Genomic DNA, 19,315 nt, shown 5'->3' with positions numbered 1-19,315 from the left:
TACCCCCGAGTGACTGCGTGGGACGGACCGCTACCGCCGAGGCGCGCGCGTCGGCTGTCGTGGCTCGGTCGCTCATATCCCTCGTTCCATCAGTTCGGTGACTTCTTCGACGCCCGCCTCCTCCTCTGCGCGAATCTCCCGGAGAATGGAGAGCAGACGGTCGCGGTCGATACTGAAGGTGGCGTCGGACTGCTCAACCGCCTGGATCAGATCGTCGTAGAACTTGTAGGCCGTCTCTTCGTTACAGAGTTGGTCGTAGAGCACGCCGTCGAAGTCCTGATCGGCCTCGTACTGCTGTTCGACCAGCGGCTGGATCTCGTCGAACGGGATCGTGTCCGCGTCGAGTTCGTCGATCAGGTCGTCGACCCGTTCGCGGTGGCGCTGGGACTCGGCGGCGGCCGCCTCGAGCATGCCGCGGACGTCGTCGTCGATGGCGTCGGACTCGCAGTGTTTGGTCGCCCGGGCCTCGACGACCTCCTCGAGGACGGCCCCTATCTGGAGCAGGCGCGCGAGTTGGTGATCCGATCCGACCGGCGACTGGAGGCTCATACGGATCCCTCCGGCGGCCGGATACGTCGCCGTTGCATACTCGTAGTTGTGGTACACGACGACTTAAGCGGTTCCCTCTCTGATTCACCGCGTCGGAGCCGACCTGTCCGGGAGAGAGCCGCGGCTCGACGCCTTCGGTTCGCTCAGAATGTGGAAGTGGACGGCCAGGATTGCGCGGCGTCTGACCGCGGGTAGTCCCGCGTGCCTCCTCCACCCCGCGACCCTACGAGCGACAGATGTCCAGTGCTCCGCTGCTCGCTTCCGCGCCTGACGGACTGGCACCGGTTAACCGGACGCCTGTGTCCCTGCAGACACAGCCATCCGGACCTCCGTCCCCGCAGGACGAGGCTTCGACGTTGGCTTGCGGGGCCCGCGGCCGTCTGACCGCACGCCCCCGGCGTTCGGTCCCACTTGAGGCCACACGTGGCGAGGAGCGGGGCCTAACCGCCCGACCTAGTCCATCTGAACCTACCACGGGTTGTCATAAGGACCTTTCGATAGCTGGGTGTCCCGGCGTGGAAACTGCCCGAGCGGACCGGCTCACGGCGCGAGTGGCTCAGAACTGAGCGCCGGTCAGAATCCGACCGGCCTCCGCCGAGGCCACCACGATTGTGATGACGATGCCGGGAAGCATCACCAGCGTCGATCCGCTACCCGCCGTCCCGAGCATGAAGAAAGGGAGCGCGATCAACATCCGAAGGATATCCCGCCGTCGCGTGTCATCTGGCGACATGCGAGTATTGTTCGCCAACGACGACTTAATATGTTGTATCGATCCTACCGATTCAGCTCGGATCGAGACGCGCATTCGGGAGGGCAAGGGCGAAGAGATTGCCGAGCACGCTTCAGGCCGCCTCACTCCCGGGTCGCAAAGACGAACTCCGTACTGCTCCCCAGCGGATCGTTCGCCGTCTCCGTTCGCACGTCCGTGAAGCCGGCCGAGCGCAGTTGATCGAGCGTCCGCTGTCGACCCGGGGCCGAGAAGAACATCGACCCGCCCATCCAGCCGCGGCGGGTCGTCTCGAATCGACCGCTCGGCAGCGTCATCAGGAGCCGTCCGTCCGGACGGAGGACGCGGGCGAACTCCTCGTAGACCGTCGGGTGTTCCTCCCGGGGGAGATGAAAGACGGCGTGGTAGGCAGTGATCCCGTCCATCGAGTCTCCAGCAATCGGGAGGACCGCCATATCTCCCTGGACGAGCGTCGACTCCGGAACGGTCTCGCGTGCCAACTCCAGCGCATCCCGAGAGATGTCGACGCCGACGCTTCCGGCGGGGAGGTTCGCGAGCGTTCGTGCGCCGTCACAGGGTCCGATGTCGAGAACGTCCGGGTCGGCTGGCAGTTCCGCCAGCAGGTCGTCGATCAGGTCTGCGTCGGAGCCAGAGGGATCGCGGCGGCGGGCGTACGTCTCGGCGACGCCGTCCCACGCCTCGCGGAGTTCGGATCGATCCATACGTGTAGTTGGCTTCGATCCGGATAAACCCGGTCCCGACGGGGCTGAACGTTTATCTGATCGCGGCCGCATGCCGGAGTATGGCCGTCGACTCGTCAGCAGACGTTCCGCCGCCATCGACCCCGCCGACACCGGAGCGGCTACTCTCGGAGTTCGAGGCGTTCGAGGAGGCGCTGGCGGCAGACCGGACCATCGCGGTGGCGGGTGAACCGTACGCCGGCCGCGGAGCCCTGTTGTCTCACGCCGCCGACGCGCTCGGTGCCGAGCGAGTCCGCCTCGACCCGACGGATCCAGGGCGGATACGGGCAGAAATCGGGGGCGGGCCGCTGGTCGTCGACGACTGTCAGCAGTTGTACACGCGGCGGATCGGTGGCTTCGATCTCCTTCGAGACGTGCTCACCGCGCTCAGCGACGCCGACCACGCGGTCGTCACCGGCTGGAACGACCGCGCCTGGGCGTATCTCGATCAGGTCGAATCCGTCGGAGAGGTGTTCGCGGAGTCGTTTTCTATCCGGCAGTTCAGCCCGGACGAACTCGAAGCGTACGTCCGGGACCGCCGAGAGGTTCCGGAGATCGAAGGGGACAACCTCGGGGATTCGATCGTCTCGACGGACGACCGCACCTGGAGAGGGATCTCGGTGCCGAGCCTCGATTTCGGCGTGCTCAACGACCAGATCTGGCCGACGCCGGAGCCGACGAAGTCGTTTTTCAGCCGGCTCTGTGCGCTGTCGCGGGGCAATCCCGGCGTGGCACTCGCCGTCTTCGACCGGGCGAGCCGTGACGGCGTCTCGCCGAGTGATCTCGAAACGCCCGCCGTCGACCTCGACGAGACCGGGGACTTCCTCCTCCGGCTGCTGCTCGCGGGCGAGCGGAGCGACAGCGAGATCCTCGCCGACCGCGTCGGCGAGCGGTACGGCCGCCTGCTCGGCCGCCTCGACCGCGCCGGGATCACGAGCCGTGACGGCGATTCGGTGATACTCACCCCAGTCGGGGTTCCGACGGCAGTCGAGCGGACCGAACGGAGGCGGATCCTCTGATGACCGCCGGGAGCACGGCAGTACGGGCCGGTCGGGCGCTGAATCTCACTCCCGAGGGGCTCGGGGCCACCGTCGACGCCTCGACGGTGCTCGGGGCGGTGGTCGTCCTGGTCGGGGCCTACGTGGGGGCGAAACTGCTCGCGTTCGGACTCTCGGTGGCCGCCGAGCGCAGTCCCTCTCGGCGGATCACGATCAAGATGTTCGTCCCGATTGTCAAGGTGATCGTCTACGCGGTCGCGCTGTATCTCATCCTCATTCCGGTCCTCGATCTGACCGCGGCGCAGCTGTTCGCCGTCTCGGGGCTCGTCGGCGCGGCCATCGGGTTCGGCCTCCAGGACCTCGTCTCGGGCGTGTTCGGCGGCCTGATCCTGATCACGGAGCGACCATACCAGGTCGGGGATAAGATCACGATCGACGGCCAGTACGGCGAGGTCGTCGATATCGGTCTCCGCTCGACATCAGTCCAGACACCCGGTGACTCCACCGTCGTCGTCCAGAACGACCAGCTGTTCCAGGCGAGTATCGTCAACGCGAACGCCGGCGACCCGGAGATGCTCGTCACCGTCGACGTTGCGATTGCCTCGGAAGCCGACACCGACGAGGCGATGGCAGTGCTCAGGGAGGCACTAATTACCTCGCAGTACGTCCACGTCAGCGACGACCATCCGGTCCGGGTCCGGGTCGCCGACGAGGTCACCCACCAGCGGATCCGGGGCCGCGCCTACGTCGGCGACCACCGCGACGAACTGGCGTTTGCCTCCGACGTGACCCGCCGAGCGCGCGCCGCGTTCGAGCGCCGAGACATCGAGACGCCCGAACTGCCGGCCCGGTACGACCCCGAGTAGCCGAGCGTTCGACCGGAAAACCGAAAATCTGTGACACACCACCAAACATGAACAACTATTATGAATTTGGAGCACGTGGGTGTGTGTATGTCGACACAACGGTCGACTGAACCGGCGGCGCATCGGTGTGCATGTGGCGAAACCTTCGACAGCACCGAGGAACTCCTCAATCACGCACGGGAGGTACACCGGTTCTCGCCGTTGTGACGCGGTACCGATTTTTCGACGACGTTCTCTGTGGCGTGTCGACTGACGACAGTATCGACTACCGACAGTCGGAGTCGAGAGAAGAGTAGTCCATCCTGGATTCGAACCAGGGTCGAAGCCCCCAGAAGGCTTCAGGATTGGCCACTACCCCAATGGACTGTGCACTCGCACGTAATCGATGATCGCACTTATACGTGTCGTAAGCGGTCGACGGCCACCAGGCCGGTTCCGATACCTACATGCCGGCGCGGTCAGCACAAGGACGTATGTACGTCGGACGATTCGTCGTCGTCGGCCCGGAGGTCGGCGCATACCGCGTCTCCTCCCGGTCGTTCCCGAACAGGCAGACACTCGACCGCGACGGGACCATCACCGTCGGTCCCACCGAGGCGGCCGAGGAGACCGACAACCCCTACATCTCGTACAACTGCGTGCAACTGACCGACCGCGGCGCGGTGATCGGCAACGGCTCGCACGTCGATCCGATCGCCGAGAAACTCGCGCTCGGGTATCCCGCGAAGGACGCGCTGGCCGAGCCGTTGCTGGCGCTGGACTTCGAGAAGGATGACTACGACACGCCCCGCATCGCCGGCATCGTCGGGCTGACTGACGACCCCTCCGCGAACGCGGAGCCGGCGGGGTACGTCGGCACGGTTCGACGGGACGCGCTGCTCGTCGAGGAGGTCACCGAACCGACACTCGTCGCGACCTACGAGGAGGACAGCCCGACCCCCTTCGATCTGGACGCGACCGACGCCGCCGGGGCGGCCCGGGAACTGTACGACCACGAGTTCGAGCACCGGGTCTGTGCCGCCGGCGTCGAGTACACCGAAGACGGATTCGAGACCGCGATTGTCAACGAGTAGACCGTCGGAGAGCGGTGCGACGCGTTTTTGCGCCGTGAACGAGAAAGGCAGCTATGGTCGAAGCGAAACTCGACGCCGCCCGAGCGGATCTCGCCGAGCGCGACGGCGTGCTCGTCGCCTTCTCCGGCGGAGTCGATTCGAGCGTCGTCGCCGCGATTGCCCACGACGCGCTGGGCGGCGATGCCGTCGCCTGCACGGCCCGCAGCGAGACGCTCCCCGAGGCAGAACTCGACGACGCGAAACGCGTCGCCGAGGAGATCGGTATTCGCCACGAAATCGTCGAGTTCAGCGAACTCGACAGCGAGGCCTTCGTCGCCAACGACGAACAGCGCTGCTATCACTGCCGGACGATGCGGCTGAGCGCGATGTTCGACCGCGCCGAGGAACTCGGCATCGACGTGGTCTGTGACGGCACCAACGCTTCGGACCCCGGTGAGGGGCACCGTCCGGGTCTGCAGGCCGTCGACGAACTCGACGCGTACTCGCCGCTTCTGGCCCACGAGATCACCAAGGAGGAGGTCCGAGAGATCGCGGAACGGTACGGGCTCTCCGTCGCCGACAAGCCGTCGATGGCCTGTCTCTCCTCGCGGATCCCGACGGGGCTGGAGGTGACCGAAACGCGACTGACACGCATCGAGAAGGCCGAACGGCTCCTGCGGACCTGGGGGTTCGACCAGTTCCGGGTGCGCGATCACGACGGTCTCGCACGGATCGAGGTCTCCGAGGACGAACTCGACGTGGCGCTCGATCCGGATTTCGTCCGGGCGGCGCGCGATCACATCACCGACCTCGGCTTCGAGCACGTGACCCTGGATCTACACGGCTACCGGACCGGAAGCGTCAGCCCGGCGGGCGAGGACCTCGACGACGAACCCGACCCCCTGGAAGCCGAGTACCCGACTGATTAGGGCTCTCGCGGCGGAACGGGCTCGAAGAGCAGTTCGTTCTCCCGTACGGTCTCGTCGCGGGCGAGATCGATCTCGGTCACGGCGCAGTTGTTGATGCTGTAGCGCCGGATTGCGGCCGGAATGTCGAGGTCGTTGAGACGCGCGAGGACGACCGTAATCGGTCCGCCGTGGGTGACGACGAGCGTCGTCTCGGCCGACGCCGACTGGAGATCGGTCCACGCCCCGAGCACGCGCTCGTACATGTCGACCAGCGTCTCGCCGCCCTCCGGCCGTTCTTCCAGCGCGAGCAGGCCGTTGTCGTACTCGAAGGCGGGGAAGCGGCTCTCCAGTTCACCCCACGTGAAGCCCTGCCAGACGCCGAGTCCGCGTTCGCGCCACGCGGAGTCGAACTCCGGTTCCGGATCGATAGCGGCGTCACGGATGCCGGCGGTGGTCTCCCGGGTTCTGAGGCTATCGGAGGCGACGACACGGTCGATATCGTACGTCTCGGCGAGTTCGACACCGAGTCGGCGCGCCTGTTCGCGTCCCCGTTCGTTCAGCGGCGTCGGCGCCCAGCCCTGAAGTCGTCCCTCGCGGTTCCAGTCCGTTTCCCCGTGGCGTACCAGCAGTACGGTCTCGGCCGTCACAGCCGATAGGTAGGCCGGGAGCGATTTGACTCCTCTGACTCGGTGCCGGAAACGGACCACTGAAATGGTCGGTACTCGAAGGGCGTCTATGGACGAACCGCTCGTGATCGAGGCCGGCGAACGGACCGTCGAGGAGATCATGGCGGCGCTCGAAGACGGGCAACGGGTGGTCGTGCGGACGGAGTTTCTCGGCTCCGAGCACGAGGTGACGCTTCGGTACAGCGGCGAGACGTACTACTGTGACACGCCGGCCCGGTTGCACAAACACGACTCCGCGGAGGAGATGCGGAGCTGTCTCAGAAACCAGGGGTACGGCACGGACGAGACGTAGGCGGGCGGCACCTGTGGGCTTTATTCGGTCGGAGCCGTTACCAGGGGTATGGTCGATGCCGAACCGTCCCCGGCGAAGTTCCGTGAGTTGATGCTCGACGAGGAGCCGGATCTCCGCGAGGTGCTCGCGTGCGTGTTCAACATCCAGCGCCACGAGGCCAAAACCTACGAGACGCTGCTGGAGTTTCCGGGCAGTACCGTCGAGGAGTTGGCGGCCGAACTCGACCGGGACCGGAGCAACGTCAACCGCTCGCTGTCGACGCTGCGGGAGAAGGGCCTGGCCACGCGCGAGCGACGGCTGCTCGACGGCGGCGGCCACGTCTACCAGTACTCGCCGACGCCGCTGCCGGAGGCCCGCGAACTGATGCACGAGACCCTCGACGCCTGGGCCGAGTACGTCCACAACCGTATCGACGAGTTCGGGGAGCGGGAATAATCCCCCCACAATTCAACCGCCCAACTTTTGAGGTACGGGGACAAGACCTGTATAATGGCGAACCTCGAACTGACCGCGGAGGAACCGCCCTGCGCGGAGGATGGCGTCTGGCTGAGCTGTATCGAGTGTTCGGAGACGTTCGCGCCGTTTTCCGACGTTCGGTACACCTGTGACTCCTGTGACGGGCTACTCGAAGTCCGGTACGCGGACCTCCCGACGTGGGACGACTTCGAGGGGGAACGAAACGTCTGGCGCTACGAGGCCGCGCTGCCGGTCGACGACGGCGTCAGTCTGCCGGAGGGCGGGACACAGCTACACGACGTGCCAGGTCTCGAAGCGGAAATCGGAGTCGAGCGCCTGCGCGTCAAACACGAGGGGATGAACCCAACGGGGAGTTTCAAAGATCGGGGCATGACCGTCGGGACGCGCGTCGCACAGAAGGTCGGCGTCGAACGGCTGGCCTGTGCCTCGACCGGTAACACCAGCGCCGCACTCGCCGCCTACGGCGCACGGGGCGGGATGGAGACGCTCGTGCTCCTCCCGGCGGGGAAAGTCGCCGCGGGGAAAGTCGCACAGGCGAGTCTCCACGGCGCTCGCATCCTCGAAGTCGACGGGAACTTCGACACCTGCCTCGACATCGTTCAGGACATGGCGATGCGGGGCGAGGTGTATCTGCTCAACTCGCTGAACCCGTTCCGGCTGGAGGGCCAGAAGACGATTGGGCTGGAGATCATGGAGCAGTTCCGCGACGAGGAAGGCTCCTATCCCGACCGGATCGTGCTACCGGTCGGCAACGCCGGCAACACCGCCGCGCTGTACAAGTGTTTCCGCGAACTCGTCGAAAGCGGTGCCATCGACGAGAGCGAGGTGCCGAAGTTGACCGGCGTGCAGGCGGCGGGCGCGGCCCCGATGGCCGAGGCAATCGAACACGGCTGGGAGGAACACCAGCGCTGGGACGAGGTCGAGACCCGCGCGACGGCCATCCGAATCGGCAACCCCGTCAACGCGCCCAAGGCGCTGCCCGGCATCCGCGAGACGGGCGGGACCGCAACGGCGGTCTCTGACGAGAAGATCACCGAGGCACAGCGCGACCTCGCCGGCGAGGGCGTCGGCGTCGAACCGGCGTCGGCGGCGTCGATTGCCGGACTCCGAAAGCTCCGCGCCGAGGGCGTCGTCGACGACGACGAGGAGGTCGTCTGTCTCACCACCGGCCACCTGCTGAAAGACCCCGAAGCGGCCGCCGAGGCCGGTGCCGATCCCGAACCGGTCCCCGGCACGACCGCGGGCGTCCTCGAGTACCTTGAAGCGAACTGAGCCGCGTTACTCGGAACTGTCTCCCTGCGAAGGCTCTGATTCGTCGCTTTCGGGCCACTCCCTGTCACCGGTGTTGCCGCCGTTGGCGGGGTGGTCCGGGACGTGGGTGAGAAATGCACTCTGGAGCGCTCGCTTGAGGCGAGCGAGATAGCCGTCGGTCATACAGCACAGTTGACAGAGTGGCCTCATAAGTGCTGGCAGGGAGAAGGCGGTTACTCCGGCCGCAGGACGCCGTGGCGAAATTTCAGGTAGAGGATAGATACCGAAGGCGACCTGTGGCGACGGATGTGAGTGTTCAACAACCCCCTCGTTTCGGATCGAACTCCAGTCCCGTCTCGTGGTTCGTTCCCGCGTGTTTTACTTTCACTCCGACCCGTCAGACAATGGTAGCGGGTCAGACAGTTACTCCTCGACGAGGCCGTCGCCGGAGACCCGCATCACGGATTCGCCGTCTGCGAGGTTCGGCGCGTCGACCAGGCGGACGATCCGTTTGTTGTTCTTCGATTTGCGGAGGTAGATACGGAACGTGGAGGTGTGGCCGAGGATGTTGCCACCGATGGGCTGTGTGGGGTCCCCGAAAAATGAGTCGGGGTTGGACGCGACTTGATTGGTGACGACGACGGCGGTGTTGTTCAGGTCGCCGACGCGCATCAGGTCGTGGAGGTGTTTGTTCAGTTTCTGCTGGCGCTCTGCGAGTTCGCCACGGCCGACGTACTCCGCTCGGAAGTGCGCGGTCAGCGAGTCGACACAGAGCAGTCGAACCGGGAACTCGTCGTCCTGGCTCTCGCTGGCGATGTCCTGGGCCTTCTCGGCGAGGAGAATCTGGTGGTTGGAGTTGAACGCTTTCGCGACGTGGATCTTGTCGAGTACCGACTCGACCAGATCCTCCATCAGATCCTCGTCCTCGGCGTCTGCTTCGTCCTCCTCGGCGACGCCGTGGAGGACCATCGTGTCCTCGATGACCTCGTCGGGATGACCGCGGACCATGTCGTCGATCCGCTCGGGGCGGAACGTGTCCTCGCTGTCCATGAAGATGGCGCTGCCTTCGAGGCCGCCGTGTTCGGCCGGGAGTTGGACGTTGACCGAGAGCTGGTGGGTCACCTGGGACTTGCCGGAGCCGAACTCACCGTAGACCTCGGTGATCGACTGGGTCTCGACACCGCCGCCGAGCAGTTCGTCGACCTCGTCGACCCCCCAGGTGAGCTTCCCGATCTGTTGGCGCCGCTCCAGTACCGTCGCGCCGCTCTCGAAGCCGCCGATGTCGGCGGCCTCCCGGGCGGCCTGGATGATGTCAGCCGCGCTCGATTCACCGATATCCGCCGTGTTCGAGAGTTCGCCGGGACTGGCGACCGCGATCCCCTGGAATCCGTCGAATCCGTTCTCTTTGAGTTTCTCCGCTGTCGCCGGACCGACTCCCGGCAGTTCTTCGAGATCTTCCTGTGTTGCCATACGCGTCGGTTGTGCCCCCTCGTACATAAAGCCCCGTTAACAGCAGAGTGAAAGTGAAACTGGCGGACGGTGCCGTGGTGATAGCTGTCACGACCCGGAGCTTTAGACACGATGACGGGGAGACGCGGGCGTGTGCGGCCACGTCGAACCCGGTCTGCGTTGCTAACCGTCCGTGTCTGCGAGCGAAGGGAGAGCCACGGCCGGCAGGGATCAGGCCAGGAACACGTGCCGAGGCTGATCGGCGAGTACCTCTCGACCCCAGTCGACGGTGTCGGTGAACTCCTCCGAGCGGAAAAACTCCATCGCGTCGTCTTTCGAGTCCCAGCGGCTCGCGATGAACATGTCGTTCTCGTTGTCGACGTTCTCCAGAAGGGCCGTCGAGCGGTGGCCCTCCATCTCGTTGAGGAGTTCGCCCACGTCCGCGAACCGCTCGACGAAGGTGTCACGGTAGTCGGGTTTGACCGTGTAGAACATCCCCATCGTCTCGAAGCCCTCGCCCTCGTCGGCCCAGCCGACGATTCCGGGCAGATCGCTCAGATACTCGCTGGCGGTGTTCGCGGCGTCGGCGGTCTCCCAGCGACTGACCACCGCCGCCTTGTCGCTGTCCGGGTCGTCGTAGACCGCGGTGCCCTCGTGGGTGTCGTAGCGGTCGAAGCCGTCGCTCAGCTCCGCGACCTCCTCGGTCAGTTCGGACAGCGGGGCCTCGGAGTAGAGCACGAGCGCGTAGATGTCCTCGCCGTGTGGCTGGCCGGCGTACACGTCGAGATCAGCGAGTTCGTCCCGGATGCTGTCGGCGTCGCCGCCGGCGTGGGGCGACTCGTCACCAGCGCCGTGGTCGCCGTCGTCCTGCGGATCGCTGTCACCGAGCGGGCCGCGATAGCCGTCCTCGACGCCGGGGAGGTCGGTCAGGAACCCTTCGGCGGTGTCGGCCGCCCGTTCGTTGTCCCAGATGCTCACGATTGCCGACCGGCCGCTCTGTGCCCGGACGACGCTGGTGACGTGGGTGTCGTAGTGCTCGAAGTTCTCCCGGAGGCCGCCGAGTTCCGATTCGATCTCCTGAGCGTCGGCGTCAGAGTACAGCAGGAGACCGAAATCACCCTCGTCGTACTCCTCGCCGGCCTGGATCCCGAGCGTCCCGAGTCGACCGGCGAGGTCGTCGGTCTGTTCTGTGACGCTCTCGCCGCCGCCCATCGGCGGGGCGCCGCTGTCGTCGTGGTCGCCGTCGTCGGCGGCGTGTTCGTCACCGGCGCGTGCCGAGTCACTCTCGCTCGCACCGTGGCCGGCGTCTGCTGTCGCCTGCCCCGGGTGGATCGGTCCCGCGGTGTCGAGATCCGTCTCGATATCGCCGTCGGCGGTGACCACCTCGCCGGCCATCAGCGCGGGGAGGTCGTCGGGGGCGATCCGCCGGCCGACGTAGAACGGGCCGAACTCCGCGAACTGGGAAGTCGAGGGATCGAAACGCATCTCGTAGAGCAGATCCTTCATGTCGACGAGGTCGTCGCCCCACAGCGTCACGCCCCACTCCCAGTCGTCCAGGGCGATGGCGCCGGTAATCATCTGGACGACCTTGCCGCCGTAGTCCCGACCGATGTCGCCGTGGGCTTCCATGTGCTCGGCCCGCTCCTCGAAGTCCAGGTCGTACCAGTTCTGTCCGGGTTGGCGGCGCTTGTCCATCGGATAGAAACAGACGTGGGTGGCGTCGGGAATCGTCGGCTTGAGTCGAGTCTGGATGTAGTTGTACAGCCCCGAGTTCTCGTCGAGTTCGCCCTCGAAGTAGTCCCGGGCGTCCTCGGAGTAGCCCGACGCTTCGGTCACCGAGACGAACGACGTTTCGCGTTCGGTGAACCGCGCGAACTCCGTCTGCTCGAACTGGCGTTCGAGCGCGCCGATGTGTGCGCTGGTCGGCCTGAGATGCAAGAGCAGAATGTCGGCCTTGTGACCGAGAATCGAGTACAGCGCAGAGTCGCCCTCCTCGGCGTCCTCGACGGCGAGACGGGCGTCGAGGTGATCGGTCACCTCCGCCAGGGCGCGCTCGCGCTCGCGCTCTGTCGCGTCACGCCACGCGTCCCAGTCGATCGTCCGGTAGTCGTGCAGTGCATACCAGCCTTCGTCCGTCGGCGGCGGGTCGCGCGCTTCAGGCATACGTACGCGTACGCTCGCGCGGACAAGAATGGTTTCGTTTGGTCCCGAGACGGCGACGGGTCAGACGACGACGACCGGAACCTCCGTCTCGTGGATGACCGTCTCCGTCGCGCTGCCCAGCAGCACTGTCTTGAAATCGGACTGCCCGCGCTCGCCCATACAGACCGCGTCGATATCGTGATCCTCGATGTAGGCGAGAATCTCCTCGGGAGGGGCCCCTTCCTCGATGTCGGTTCGGACCTCGACACCCTCGGTTTCGGCCCGGTCCTGCACCTCCGTGAGTTCGCGTTCGCCGGCCTCGCGGAGCGTCTCGCGGCGCCGTTCGGGATCGATGATCGCGTTGTCGTACGCGGTCCGGGTCTCGACGACGTACAGGGCGTGTAGCACGGCGTCGTGCCGGGCCGCCAGATCGAGCGCGTGGGTCACGGCGCTGCTCGCGTGGTCGCTTCCGTCGACTGCGACGAGGATCCGGTCGTACATACTCGCCAACACGTCGGGCGTGGTGGTAGCCCTGACGGTATGATGCGAAACGGGAGATAAACAAACACCCACATATAGACCGGATTATAGCCAAAATGTAGTTATTTTCCGAACAGAAGCGATTATACACATTGTAATGTGGGCAATAATATAAGGGTAGCGTTCAAGCGGCCGCGTCCCGATCCTCCGGCAGATACAGAGCCTCCGGACGGGTCGGCCCAGTTCTGGGGGTGACGGATACAGATGGTATGACTGATTCGACGATCTCCCGTGCCAACCTCATCGCACAGATGGTCTCGGACGACTCGGTGACGACCGACCTCCTCGCTGACGAGGAGCGTCAGTTCACCGACGGGCGCCTGTCCGAAGAGCCGCCAATCGCGTATCTAGCGGAGAGTGAGAGCCCCGCTTACGTGCTAACGAACCGGAAGAAAGGGGTTGGCCTCGGGACGAAATCGAACACGGTCACCCCGGACGGGGACCGAGGGACGGTGATCATGGTCACGGGGCGACGGACGGTCTGTCTCGTCGGGCAGGAAGACGGGGACGAGAGCTACAGCATCCCGCACGACGCTGTCGCGTGGGTCGCGTATCACACCGGCTTCTTCTCGAATCGACTCGAACTCCGGACTCCGGCAAAGGGGTATCACTGCTGGGCCGAACGAGCGACGAGTGAACGTCGACTCGACGACATCGTCTCGTATATCGACGACCGCCGCCCGGACGATCCGTCACCGATCTCGGGCGATAGCGAAGCCAGCGTGTACACCTGGCGCGGCGACACTGTAGATCGGATTGACTCCGGATCCGGAGAATCGGGAAACGGCGAGAACTAGCCTGCTCCAGGCGGTGAGAGGTCACGGCCGAACTCGTCGAACTCCTCGAACGGTTCGGGGAACTCCCGGTCGAGACGGCGCTGCTCCCGATTGTCTTCGAGGGGGCCGAGATCCGCCGCGACCGACTCCCAACCCGGCTTGATCTTGACACTTTTCGCGGGCGATCCGGCAACGATGTGATGTGCTGGTACGTCCCCCAGTGTTTTCGCGCCCGAACCGACCATAGCGTTCTCGCCAACCCGACAGCCGGCACTGACCATCGAACCGTAGCCTAACCGGACATCGTCTTCGAGAATCGTCTCGTATGTCGTCACCTCAGTCTGGTCGACCGTATCGTGAGCGTGGGTGTGAATGTGCGCGTTGTCAGCAACCGATACCCGATCGCCGATCGTCAGTTCGCCGCGGTCGTCCAGCAAGACGTCGTTGTGGACGACGACATTGTCACCCATCCTAACGTTGTGGCCGCACTGAATCTTGATCCCACCGAACAGCCGAAGCCCCTCACCAGCCTCGGCAAAGAGATGATCCGCAAGCATCTGGCGGAACGGAAGTGCGAAGGCGATGTTGTTCGATAGCGGCGATCGGTCGAACCCAGCCCAGAGATACCGGAGGCACTTGCTTTCCTGGAGCTTCGAGAGCTCTTGCTCGGCCCAGTGCTCGGTCTCGATGAGAACGTTTCGGGGATCGTAACTTCCGACCCGCATCCGTGTCATCGGCGGCAGGGACTCTCCCCGCTGGTAGCGGCCGTACTCCTCGGAATCGCCGAACAGATCGGCGAGCACCTCCCCGACGACGACTGCCGTCTCTTCCTCAGCGAGGCGGGTGTCGATATCTTCGACCGTCCGCTCGATATTCGCTCGTACCGCCGGCGGAACGTCGACCTGGCGTTTCGTCATGGCTGTGCTGGAACCGAGGCGGTACTCGATTGTCCCGTCACACGCTCTGCAGTCGTCGCTCGCGTGAACTGAGTCACTGTGGAACCATTGTTCTAATATCACTAAATGTTTGCCCAAGTGGCGCCCATCCGACTGGTATTCAAAGTTTTTGCCCCATATACATCCAATTTTTTCGAATAAATAGTTAATCGCAGACATATTTTCCAAGATGAGTAGGACAGACGGCCGTTCAGGCCGGGCAGACGGGAGAACCGACAGCGTTTCGGGAGCCCAGTCCGTGGGTTGGGTAACGAATGAGCCGCGACACTATCGAGGTCCGTGGGGCAGCAGAGAACAACCTCAAGGACGTTGACGTGGAGATTCCACGGGAGGAACTGACCGTCGTCACGGGGCTGTCGGGCTCGGGGAAGTCCTCGCTGGCCTTCGAGACGATCTACGCCGAGGGCCAGCGCCGATACATCGAGTCGCTGTCGGCGTACGCCCGGAACTTCCTGGGGCAGATGGACAAACCGCAGGTCGAGAACGTCGAGGGGCTGTCGCCGGCGATCTCGATCGACCAAAAAAACGCCGCGAACAACCCCCGCTCGACGGTCGGGACCGTCACCGAACTGCACGACTACCTCCGACTGCTGTACGCTCGGGTCGGGACGCCGCACTGTCCGGAGTGCGGCCGCGAGGTCGACGAACAGAGCGCACAGCAGATGGTTCGACGCCTGCTCGACGCGCCCGAGGGGACGCGAGCGAAGATCTGTGCGCCGGTCGTCCGCGACCAGAAAGGCGAGTTCGAGGAGCTGTTCGACGACCTCGTCAGCGAGGGCTACACCCGGGTCGAGGTCGACGGCGAACGGTTCGATCTGACCGTCGAGACGCCGGATCTCGACAAGAACTACGATCACACGATCGACGTGGTCGTCGACCGCGTGAAACTCGGCGCGGGCGAGCGGTCCCGCGTCACCGACTCCGTCGAAACCGCCCTGGAGGAGGCCGACGGCGTGCTCAAGGTGATCTTCCCCGACCCGCCCGAGGACCTCGACGTGGGCGGCGCGAGCGCCCGGTCGACCGGCGATCTGGCCGACGACGAGGCCGAGGATCGGCGGGTCGTCGAGTTCTCCGAGGCTCTGGCCTGTAGCCACTGTCACATCGACATCAGCGAGATCGAGACCCGCTCGTTTTCCTTCAACAGCCCCCACGGCGCCTGTCCGGAGTGTGAGGGGATCGGCTCGACCAAGGAGGTCAGCGAGGATCTGGTGATCCAGGACCCCTCGAAGCCGCTGAAACACGTCTTCGAGCCCTGGAGCTACAACCGCACCTACTACTCCCGCCAACTCGACAACGTCGCCGAGCACTTCGGCGTCTCGCTGGAGACGCCCTTCGAGGAACTGGACGAGGAGATCCAGCGACAGTTCCTCTACGGCACCGACGACCGCGTCCACTTCGAGTGGACGACGAAAAACGGCACCCGCGAGAAGACCGAGCGCTTCGAGGGCGTCATCCCGAACCTGGAGCGGCGACACGTCGAGACGGACAGCGACCGGGCACGCGAGCACATCGAGGAGTTCATGGCCGTCACCACCTGCCCCGAGTGTGAGGGAACCCGCCTGAAGGCGGAGTCCCGGGCCGTGCTCGTCGACGGGACCTCCATCACCGAGGTCAACCGGATGTCCATCGGTGACGCTCTGGAGCACTTCGAGGGGATGGAGGAGCACCTGAGCGACCGCGACCGGAAGATCGCCGAGGAGATTCTCAAGGAGATCCGGGCGCGGCTCGGTTTCATGACCGAGGTCGGGCTGGAGTATCTCACCCTGGATCGGGAGGCGTCGACGCTGTCGGGCGGGGAGAGCCAGCGGATCCGCCTCGCCACGCAGATCGGCAGCGGCCTCGTCGGCGTGCTGTACGTCCTCGACGAGCCGTCGATCGGCCTGCACCAGCGGGACAACGACCGTCTGCTGAACACCCTCGAAGAACTGCGCGACCTGGGCAACACCCTGCTCGTGGTCGAACACGACACGGAGACGATGCGGCGGGCGGACAACATCATCGACATGGGACCGGGGCCGGGCAAGCGCGGCGGCGAAATCGTCGTCAACGGCAGCTACGAGGAGGTGCTCGATTGCGAGGACAGCGCCACCGGGGAGTATCTCTCCGGCGAGAAGGTCATCCCGGTGCCGGACGAGCGGCGTGACTCCGAGGAGACGATCACGATCCGCGGCGCGCGCCAGCACAACCTCAAGGACCTCGACGTGGAGCTACCGGTCGGCTGTTTCACCGCGATCACCGGCGTCTCCGGCTCCGGGAAGTCGACGCTGATGCACGACGTGCTCTACAAGGGACTCGCCCGCGAGATGAACGACAACACGAGCGTCGACCCGGGCGAACACGACGCCATCGAGGGGCTGGACAACGTCGAGACCGTCCGGCTGATCGACCAGTCACCCATCGGCCGGACGCCGCGCTCGAATCCCGCAACGTACACGAACGTCTTCGATCACGTCCGCGAACTGTTCGCCCAGACCGACGTGGCCAACCGCCGCGGCTACGAGAAAGGCCGGTTCTCCTTCAACGTCAAGGGCGGTCGGTGCGAGGCCTGCGGCGGCCAGGGGACGGTCAAGATCGATATGAACTTCCTCTCGGACGTGACGGTCCCCTGTGAGGAGTGTGGCGGCGCGCGGTACAACGACGAAACCCTCGAGGTCACCTTCAAGGGCAAGACAATCGCGGACGTGCTCGACATGAGCGTCGACGAGGCCTACGACTTCTTCGAGAGCCACAGCCAACTGCGCCGTCGGCTCAAACTGCTGAAGGATGTCGGCCTCGGTTACATGCGTCTCGGCCAGCCGTCGACGACCCTCTCGGGCGGCGAGGCACAGCGCGTCAAACTCGCCGAGGAACTCGGCAAAAAGGACACCGGGGAGACGCTGTACCTGCTGGACGAACCGACGACCGGTCTCCACCCCGAGGACGAGCGGAAACTGATCGACGTGCTCCACCGCCTGACCGACGAGGGGAACACCGTCGTCGTGATCGAACACGAACTCGACCTGGTGAAAAACGCCGACCACATCGTCGACCTCGGCCCGGAGGGCGGGGAGGCCGGCGGGCAGGTCGTCGCCGCGGGGACGCCGGAAGCGGTCGCCCGGACGGAGGAGTCACACACCGGCCGGTATCTGCGCGACCTGCTGCCGGACGTGGAGTTGACCGGACCGCGCTCGGACCGCGAACTGCCGACGCCCGAAACCGCCGCGGTGGGAGGAGACGACGGCGACCAGACCGCGGCGGACGACGACTGATCACTCACCGACGAAGTAACTCGTGAAAAATCCCGAGAAGAAGGAGGCGACGGCGACCGACAGGAGAAGCTCCGAGAGGTCGTACGGTCCCTCCTCCTCGTCCGCGGTCAGTTTCGTGATCGCGACGCCGATAACCAGCGAGATGATGCCGTTCGTGAGGTCGTATTTGAGCCCCATACGCGCGGCTACGGCCCTGGCGTCCAAATAGCTACCGCGGGGCTGTACACGCAGTTCGCCCGAAAGCGATGATCTCGGGTCGATCTGAAGTATCGACTCGGCACTGTCGGTCGGAGGGAAACAGACTGGGCGCTCCGAGGACCACGGGAAAACGTCGACACCGCGACTGCGGAACTGTTTTCAGCCGCTGATACGAGCGCAGAAAGTTATTTCAACGTGCCTGTTTGCAGTTCATGTATGGTATCCCTGCCCGTCGACGTACTGCTCGGGCTCTATCTCGGTGCCCTCGTCGGGGTTTGCCCGGCGCTCGGGGTCTGGGCGGCCAGTTTCGGCTTTCGATATCGGGAGGGACTATCGCTTCCCCGGGCCGGTGCGGTCGGAATCGGTCTCGTCGTCGCGGCGGCGAACGCCGCGGTGCTCGTCGTCGTCGACGAACCGGTGCTCGCCGCCGCCGGCCCGCTCCGACTCGCGCTCGCGGTCGGTGTCGTCGTCGCCGCCTCGCTGTACGCCCACAGCAAGGGAGACACGACGGCCGAGGAGTTTCCGCGACGGCTCTCGCTCACGGAGTTCACCGGACAGGGAATCGCGACCGACCGAGCGGAGTTGATCGACGACGGCGCGGAGGTCCGTATTCGGGTCGTCGGCGCTGTCACGGACGTAGATGGTTACCCGGCACTACCGGAGGAACTGCGCGCAGAGATCGCAAACGCCGAGTTCGAGTTGCCCGCCGATCTCCGCCTCTCCGAGCTAGAGCGTCGGGTCGCGGACCGACTCGAAACGACCTACGACCTCGCGACCGCCGAGGTCGACATCGACGAGCGCGGTCGGGCGCAGGTCGCCGCCGCACCGCCTTTCTCGGGGCTCTCAAAACGGGTCGGCGGCGGCCGCCACGCCGTCACCGTCTCCGGGCTCGTCCCGACGGGAATCGCCCGCGGCGACGAAGTGACGGTGATCACGCCCGGCGCACAGGTCCGCGGAACGGTCATCAGCGCCCGGTCGGCGGGGTCAGGCGACGGACAAACGCCGCGACAGGACATCGAGCCACGGTCGGACGACGACCCCGCGGACGGCGAGGAGGTGCCCCGACAGGTCAGGACGCCGACGACCGACGGCGGGGAGGGACAGGTGACCGTCGCCGTCACGCGGACGGACGTACAGCCCCTGCTGCGGGCCTCGGAGACGAAAATCGTCGTCGAGTCCCGGGAACTCGACCGGGAGTACGAGGTCGTCTCGATGCTCCGGCGAGCGGGCCACCAGATCAAGCGCATCGCCGTCCGTCCGGGGAGCCGCCTCGCTGGGACGGTGCTCGGCCGGACGGATCTCCGAGAGGAACACGACGTGGCCGTGCTCGCGGTCCGGAAGGAGAACGGCTGGCTGATCGCGCCGGACGGCGAGACGCGACTGGAGACCGGCGACGAACTGTTCGCCGCGGGGACGCGGGAGAATCTCACGGCCTTCGAGTCGGGTGGTGTCTGATG

Annotated in this window: 20 protein-coding genes, 1 tRNA gene and 1 other RNA gene; 10 read left to right on the top strand and 12 right to left on the bottom strand. The window is 65.3% G+C overall.

Annotation, left to right across the window (positions count from 1 at the left end; translation table 11 throughout):
- Positions 1-72 precede the first annotated feature (72 nt).
- From GRX03_RS08735 to GRX03_RS08720, 4 genes are all read right to left on the bottom strand, one after another.
- Entirely contained in the window at positions 73-549 is a 477-nt protein-coding gene (locus GRX03_RS08735; RefSeq protein ID WP_159763829.1) for a ferritin-like domain-containing protein, read from the bottom strand.
- Positions 550-703: 154 nt separating this feature from the next.
- Positions 704-1,013, bottom strand: an RNA gene (gene ffs / locus GRX03_RS08730) — signal recognition particle sRNA.
- A 92-nt stretch (positions 1,014-1,105) separates the two neighbouring features.
- A complete protein-coding gene (locus tag GRX03_RS08725) occupies positions 1,106-1,282 on the bottom strand; it encodes a hypothetical protein (RefSeq protein ID WP_159763828.1) in 177 nt (58 codons plus the stop codon).
- Between the two features lie 122 nt (positions 1,283-1,404).
- On the bottom strand, positions 1,405-2,001 hold the full coding sequence (locus tag GRX03_RS08720; RefSeq protein ID WP_159763827.1) for a class I SAM-dependent methyltransferase: 597 nt from the start codon (positions 1,999-2,001) through the stop codon (positions 1,405-1,407).
- Positions 2,002-2,081: 80 nt separating this feature from the next.
- Here GRX03_RS08720 and GRX03_RS08715 point away from each other — a divergent pair, with 80 nt between their 5' ends.
- Positions 2,082-3,038: a hypothetical protein gene (locus GRX03_RS08715; protein ID WP_159763826.1), complete on the top strand. Its 957-nt coding sequence runs from the start codon at positions 2,082-2,084 to the stop codon at positions 3,036-3,038.
- The gene (locus GRX03_RS08710; RefSeq protein WP_201289208.1) at positions 3,038-3,883 is read left to right on the top strand and encodes a mechanosensitive ion channel family protein; all 846 of its coding nucleotides are present in this window, start codon (positions 3,038-3,040) and stop codon (positions 3,881-3,883) included. The genes GRX03_RS08715 and GRX03_RS08710 overlap by 1 nt, the downstream gene beginning before the upstream one ends.
- Positions 3,884-4,176: 293 nt before the next feature.
- On the opposite strand, the gene GRX03_RS08705 is transcribed toward GRX03_RS08710, so the two are convergent.
- A tRNA-Gln gene (locus GRX03_RS08705) sits at positions 4,177-4,249 on the bottom strand.
- A 107-nt stretch (positions 4,250-4,356) separates the two neighbouring features.
- On the opposite strand from GRX03_RS08705, the gene GRX03_RS08700 reads away from it, so the two are divergent.
- The gene (locus GRX03_RS08700; protein WP_159763825.1) at positions 4,357-4,956 is read left to right on the top strand and encodes an IMP cyclohydrolase; all 600 of its coding nucleotides are present in this window, start codon (positions 4,357-4,359) and stop codon (positions 4,954-4,956) included.
- A gap of 53 nt (positions 4,957-5,009) precedes the next feature.
- Positions 5,010-5,864, top strand: a complete 855-nt coding sequence (larE, locus tag GRX03_RS08695) for an ATP-dependent sacrificial sulfur transferase LarE (RefSeq protein WP_159763824.1) — start codon at positions 5,010-5,012, stop codon at positions 5,862-5,864.
- Here larE and GRX03_RS08690 read toward each other — a convergent pair.
- Positions 5,861-6,490, bottom strand: coding sequence for a histidine phosphatase family protein (locus tag GRX03_RS08690; protein WP_368278221.1), 630 nt, complete (start codon positions 6,488-6,490; stop codon positions 5,861-5,863). The genes larE and GRX03_RS08690 overlap by 4 nt on opposite strands.
- Positions 6,491-6,578: 88 nt before the next feature.
- Here GRX03_RS08690 and GRX03_RS08685 point away from each other — a divergent pair, with 88 nt between their 5' ends.
- Genes GRX03_RS08685 through thrC form a run of 3 tightly spaced genes read left to right on the top strand, consistent with a single transcriptional unit; the run spans position 6,579 to position 8,570 of the window.
- Positions 6,579-6,821, top strand: a complete 243-nt coding sequence (locus GRX03_RS08685) for a hypothetical protein (RefSeq protein WP_159763822.1) — start codon at positions 6,579-6,581, stop codon at positions 6,819-6,821.
- A 48-nt stretch (positions 6,822-6,869) separates the two neighbouring features.
- Positions 6,870-7,256 carry a helix-turn-helix domain-containing protein gene (locus GRX03_RS08680; protein WP_159763821.1) on the top strand — a complete coding sequence of 129 codons (387 nt, stop codon included), beginning with the start codon at positions 6,870-6,872 and terminating at the stop codon, positions 7,254-7,256.
- Between the two features lie 54 nt (positions 7,257-7,310).
- A complete protein-coding gene (gene thrC, locus GRX03_RS08675) occupies positions 7,311-8,570 on the top strand; it encodes a threonine synthase (RefSeq protein WP_159763820.1) in 1,260 nt (419 codons plus the stop codon).
- A gap of 6 nt (positions 8,571-8,576) precedes the next feature.
- Here the strand turns inward: thrC and GRX03_RS08670 are convergent, their stop codons facing one another.
- The 4 genes from GRX03_RS08670 to GRX03_RS08655 all read right to left on the bottom strand — a co-directional run bounded on the left by GRX03_RS08670 (position 8,577) and on the right by GRX03_RS08655 (position 12,641).
- On the bottom strand, positions 8,577-8,732 hold the full coding sequence (locus GRX03_RS08670; RefSeq protein ID WP_159763819.1) for a hypothetical protein: 156 nt from the start codon (positions 8,730-8,732) through the stop codon (positions 8,577-8,579).
- 240 nt (positions 8,733-8,972) lie between these two features.
- The gene (radA, locus tag GRX03_RS08665; RefSeq protein WP_159763818.1) at positions 8,973-10,019 is read right to left on the bottom strand and encodes a DNA repair and recombination protein RadA; all 1,047 of its coding nucleotides are present in this window, start codon (positions 10,017-10,019) and stop codon (positions 8,973-8,975) included.
- Between the two features lie 210 nt (positions 10,020-10,229).
- A complete protein-coding gene (locus GRX03_RS08660) occupies positions 10,230-12,161 on the bottom strand; it encodes a heme-binding protein (RefSeq protein ID WP_159763817.1) in 1,932 nt (643 codons plus the stop codon).
- Between the two features lie 60 nt (positions 12,162-12,221).
- Positions 12,222-12,641: a universal stress protein gene (locus GRX03_RS08655; RefSeq protein WP_159763816.1), complete on the bottom strand. Its 420-nt coding sequence runs from the start codon at positions 12,639-12,641 to the stop codon at positions 12,222-12,224.
- A 248-nt stretch (positions 12,642-12,889) separates the two neighbouring features.
- Here GRX03_RS08655 and GRX03_RS08650 point away from each other — a divergent pair, with 248 nt between their 5' ends.
- Positions 12,890-13,477 carry a hypothetical protein gene (locus GRX03_RS08650; protein WP_159763815.1) on the top strand — a complete coding sequence of 196 codons (588 nt, stop codon included), beginning with the start codon at positions 12,890-12,892 and terminating at the stop codon, positions 13,475-13,477.
- On the opposite strand, the gene GRX03_RS08645 is transcribed toward GRX03_RS08650, so the two are convergent.
- Complete coding sequence (locus tag GRX03_RS08645; protein WP_159763814.1) at positions 13,474-14,373, bottom strand: acyltransferase; 900 nt, start codon at positions 14,371-14,373, stop codon at positions 13,474-13,476. The genes GRX03_RS08650 and GRX03_RS08645 overlap by 4 nt on opposite strands.
- 293 nt (positions 14,374-14,666) lie before the next feature.
- Between GRX03_RS08645 and uvrA the strand changes: the two genes are divergently transcribed.
- Positions 14,667-17,660, top strand: coding sequence for an excinuclease ABC subunit UvrA (gene uvrA, locus GRX03_RS08640; RefSeq protein ID WP_159763813.1), 2,994 nt, complete (start codon positions 14,667-14,669; stop codon positions 17,658-17,660).
- Here the strand turns inward: uvrA and GRX03_RS16545 are convergent, their stop codons facing one another.
- Positions 17,661-17,837 carry a hypothetical protein gene (locus GRX03_RS16545; protein WP_201289207.1) on the bottom strand — a complete coding sequence of 59 codons (177 nt, stop codon included), beginning with the start codon at positions 17,835-17,837 and terminating at the stop codon, positions 17,661-17,663. It lies immediately after the preceding gene.
- Between the two features lie 237 nt (positions 17,838-18,074).
- Between GRX03_RS16545 and GRX03_RS08635 the strand changes: the two genes are divergently transcribed.
- Positions 18,075-19,313, top strand: a complete 1,239-nt coding sequence (locus GRX03_RS08635) for a potassium channel family protein (RefSeq protein ID WP_159763812.1) — start codon at positions 18,075-18,077, stop codon at positions 19,311-19,313.
- Positions 19,314-19,315 lie beyond the last annotated feature (2 nt).

Origin of the sequence: Halovenus carboxidivorans (assembly GCF_009831575.1) — an archaeon.
Taxonomy (GTDB): domain Archaea; phylum Halobacteriota; class Halobacteria; order Halobacteriales; family Haloarculaceae; genus Halovenus; species Halovenus carboxidivorans.
Note: the sequence above shows the minus strand (reverse complement) of the source record. Positions and strands in the feature narration are given on the sequence as shown.